We start from the raw sequence: 3,354 nt of genomic DNA on the forward strand, positions 1-3,354 counted from the left end.
GTCGTGATCGGCGCATTGATCGGCGAGAGCATCGGGTTCTGGCTCGGGCGCTGGATAGGACCGCACATCCGCTCGTCCTGGGTCGGCCGTCGTGTCGGTGAAGAGAACTGGGTGCGTGCGGAACGCTATCCCGCCCGGCGCGGAGGCATCGCGATCTTCCTGTCGCGCTTCCTGCCGGTGCTCCACTCCCTCGTCCCGCTCACCGTCGGGATGAGCCACTACTCGTACCGCCGCTTCCTCGCGTGGACCGCCCCCGCCTGTCTGTTGTGGGCCACCGCGTACGTGAGCATCACCTCTCTCGCGGCCGGCAGCTTCGACGAGCTCGCCGACCGGGTGCACTACGCCGGATACATCTTCGTGGGCATCATCGCGGTGTTCCTGCTCGCGGTCTTCGTCGGCAAGAAGGTCATCTCGCGACTCGAGGCGCGCCACCTCGACATCTCGGACGCGAAGGACGCGACCGACGTGAAAGACTGAAGCAATGGCTTCGTCACCCCCGGCGCCCCGGATCCACTGGTTCGCGCGCCTAGAACACCGCCTCCACGTGTGGCGCGAGGGGCGAGCGCGCCGTCGCGGCCGTACCGCGACCATCCTTCCCTTCCCCGGTTACGGCGGGCCAGGGTGGGTGCGTGTCGTGGACCGAGTGCTCATCGTCCCGCCCGCACGGAGCACGAAAGACGGCGAGCCGGCGAGTGTACGCGGCTGGCGCAGCTTCGTCGGCATCCCGGTGAGCTTCGCCAAGGTCTCGGTGCAGATCGGCGACTCCACCCATCACGTCGTGGCCGATCGGGGCGGTGTCATCGATTCCGTCATCGACGCCGACCTCGAACCCGGGTGGCAGACGTTCACCTTCTCGGTCGAGGGGCAGGAACCGGTGGAGGCGACCGCGTTCATCGTCGCCGGGTCGACGCACTTCGGCATCGTGTCCGACGTCGACGACACCGTCATGGTCACCGCACTCCCCCGGCCCTTCATCGCCGCGTGGAACTCGTTCGTGGTCGACGAGCATGCGCGCATCCCCGTGCCGGGCATGGCCGTGCTGCTGGATCAGGTGCTGCGCGAGTATCCCGGTGCGCCGATGATCTATCTCTCGACCGGCGCCTGGAACGTCGCACCGACGCTGCGCCGATTCCTCGGACGCCACCTGTTCCCCGCAGGGTCCATGCTGCTCACCGACTGGGGGCCCACGCACGATCGCTGGTTCCGCAGCGGTCGCGAGCACAAGCTCACCAACCTGCGTCGCCTGGCCACCGAGTTCCCTCACGTCAAGTGGCTGCTGATCGGAGACGACGGCCAGCACGACGAGTCGATCTACTCCGAGTTCATGGACGAGCACCCCGACTCGGTGGCCGGCGTCGCGATTCGGCGGCTGCTCCCGGCCGAGGCCGTGCTCGCCGGCGGCCGCGCGGGCCACGAACCGCACTCCGAAGACGTCGCCCCCTGGGTGAGCGCCGAAGACGGCGCGGGGCTGCGCGATCTGCTCGGCGAAGCCGGCATCCTCCGCTGACATGTCCACCTCACTCGCCCGGGCCGACTGGCTGGAGCGCGAGCGTGCCCACCAGGCGCGTGCGGACGCCCTCACCGCTGCCCACAGAGAGCGCTCTGCCCGCGACGAGAAGCACCCCGTGTGGGACTTCCTCTTCACGTACTACAGCTACAAGCCCGCTCAGCTGCGCCGCTGGCACCCGGGGGCAGGCGTCGAACTGCACGAGGCACCCGAGCGGCTGAGCTGGCGCTGGTACTCTCCGGGCGCCAGCGACGAGGGCGCCGTGCCCGACGCCGAACGGTTCGCGACCGACAAGGCCGACCTCGCCGGCCTCATCGAGCGGATGCTGCGCCGCACCGCCTCACGCCCGGGACAGTTCGGATGCTTCGGGCTGCACGAGTGGGCGATGGTCTATCGAGCAGACGAACACCGGCACGGCGTGCCTCTGCGACTGGGGCAGGCCGGCACCGACGCCGTCGTCGAGAATCACGACCTGCGGTGCACCCACTTCGATGCCTTCCGCTTCTTCACTCCCGACGCAGTGCCACGCAACCGCACCTCGCTGACCCGCGACGATCAGTCCCTGTTCGAGCAGCCCGGCTGCCTGCACGCCGGTATGGACCTCTACAAGTGGGCCCTGAAGCTCGGCCCCCTCGTCCCCGGGGAGCTGCTGCTCGACGCGTTCGAACTCGCCAGAGACATCAGGCTTCTCGATATGCAGGCCGCGCCCTACGACCTCTCCGATTGGCACGTCGTCCCCGTGCAGATCGAGACCGCCGAAGGCAAAGCCGAGTACGTGCGACAGCAGAGGGGCTTCGCCGAGCGAGGCGCCCGCCTGAGAGGCGAGCTGCTGCAGGCCTGGATCGGTTCGCCGCGGCCGGCCGCCGTCGGCGGCTGACCGGCCCACCAGCTCTCAGCCCGCCGGCTCGCAGTCCGGGCACGGCAGCCACTCCGCGCTCGCTGCCGTCGACTCCAGGCGGAGCGTCATGACCCGTGTCGCCGCATCGGCGAGACGGTCGGCGGACAGCGTTCCGTCACCTACGGCCGCGACGAGTCCGGTGGCGATCTGCCCTGCTGTGTCGGCGGTCGACCCCGCGATCATGAGCACGAGGTCGCTGCCCGCCGCGACGGCGGTGACCGCATTCGCGACCGGATCCGCATAAGCGGGGATGCCGGACGACTGCAGCATGCCGAGATCATCGGTGACGATCACTCCGTCGAAGCCGAGCTCCTCGCGTGCGATCTCATGCCAGCGTGCGGAGAGCGAGGCCGGGGCCGCGTCGACCGACGTGTAGGCGAGGTGCCCGAACATCAGCAGCGACGCCCCGGCGTCGACCCCTGCGAAGAACGGCACGGCGGCGTCAGTCGCGCGCCACTCCTCGAGCGTCTCGTCCGTGGTCGGTATGGCGTGGTGCGAGTCTCCCGGCGCCGCCCCGTGCCCGGGGAAGTGCTTGAGCGTCGAGGCGATGATCTGCTCCTGGGCCGCGGTGGCTGCGGCGACACGATCCGCGGACGATCTCGGATCCGTGCCGAGCGCTCTGCCGTAGATGAACGACGCCTCATCGGCGGTCACATCGGCGACCGTTCCGAAGTTGACGTTGATTCCCGCCTCGGCGACCAGTGACGCGCGGCCGGAGAAGGCCGCAGACGTGTCTGCGACCGGTCGCGCTGCGAGCGTGGTCGATGCGGCGTAGTCGTCTCGGGGCAGACGCGAGACGATCCCACCCTCCTGATCGATGGCGACGAGCGGCGGCAGCTCGGGATCGACCGTGAGCGACGCGGTGAGCGCCTCGAGCTCGGCATCGGTGGCGGGGATGTTCGCCCCCATCAGGATGAAGCCACCGAGACCCTGCGCCATGTACGTCTGC

Annotated in this window: 4 protein-coding genes; 3 read left to right on the plus strand and 1 reads right to left on the minus strand. The window is 69.4% G+C overall.

Annotated elements, in window-relative coordinates; translation table 11 throughout:
- The 3 genes from J7E68_RS15965 to J7E68_RS15975 form a co-directional block, all read left to right on the plus strand.
- On the plus strand, nucleotides 1-477 hold a 477-nt coding region (locus J7E68_RS15965; protein WP_215174232.1), incomplete at its 5' end, for a DedA family protein.
- A 4-nt stretch (nucleotides 478-481) separates the two neighbouring features.
- A complete protein-coding gene (locus J7E68_RS15970) occupies nucleotides 482-1,507 on the plus strand; it encodes an App1 family protein (protein WP_215174234.1) in 1,026 nt (341 codons plus the stop codon).
- 1 nt (nucleotide 1,508) lies between these two features.
- Nucleotides 1,509-2,384: a 3-methyladenine DNA glycosylase gene (locus J7E68_RS15975; protein WP_215174236.1), complete on the plus strand. Its 876-nt coding sequence runs from the start codon at nucleotides 1,509-1,511 to the stop codon at nucleotides 2,382-2,384.
- A 15-nt stretch (nucleotides 2,385-2,399) separates the two neighbouring features.
- Here the strand turns inward: J7E68_RS15975 and J7E68_RS15980 are convergent.
- Nucleotides 2,400-3,354 (minus strand): glycoside hydrolase family 3 N-terminal domain-containing protein (locus J7E68_RS15980; protein ID WP_215174238.1); only part of this gene is annotated, 955 nt, incomplete at its 5' end.

The sequence above is a fragment of the Microbacterium sp. ISL-103 genome, from assembly GCF_018613995.1.
Taxonomy (GTDB): Bacteria; Actinomycetota; Actinomycetes; order Actinomycetales; family Microbacteriaceae; genus Microbacterium.